1 protein-coding gene is annotated in these 407 nt (G+C 44.5%); it reads right to left on the bottom strand.

What is annotated here, in order from left to right; genetic code table 11:
• Positions 1–363, bottom strand: a 363-nt coding sequence (locus NE664_14895; GenBank protein MCQ4727923.1) for an ABC transporter permease subunit, incomplete at its 3' end; no start/stop codon positions are given.
• Positions 364–407 lie beyond the last annotated feature (44 nt).

Here is a 407-nt window from a genome sequence, read left to right as displayed (position 1 = left end):
CATACTTCCCAGGTTGGCAAACGTCGTAACAATCAGAGGAAGCGCCATATAGTACAGTCTGTCCTTAACAGCAGCAAACCCGGTATATTCCACTCCCGAGCTCTTAACGCCGCCTACCGGAAAAATCTTAAATTTCACAGCCAGAAAAAAGATAAACACCAGCCCGATAATATAGATCGGAATGCTGTAGCCGACGATGGTAAAAACCTGCACAGCCTGATCAAATTTTCCATTTTTCCGGACTGCGCAGAAAATTCCCAATGGAATTGTAATGACCAATGCCAGGATCGTGGCAAAGACATTCAAAAACAGTGTGTTCTGTAAGGGAGCAGCAATAATATTCACCACATTGTCCTTATACATCGTGGAGTACCCCAGATTCCCCTGAAATACGCCATCCAGATTTC

Source organism: Anaerotignum faecicola, from assembly GCA_024460105.1.
Classification (GTDB): domain Bacteria; phylum Bacillota; class Clostridia; order Lachnospirales; family Anaerotignaceae; genus JANFXS01.
The sequence above is the reverse complement of the archived record's forward strand: the minus strand, read 5'-3'. Positions and strand labels throughout refer to the sequence as shown.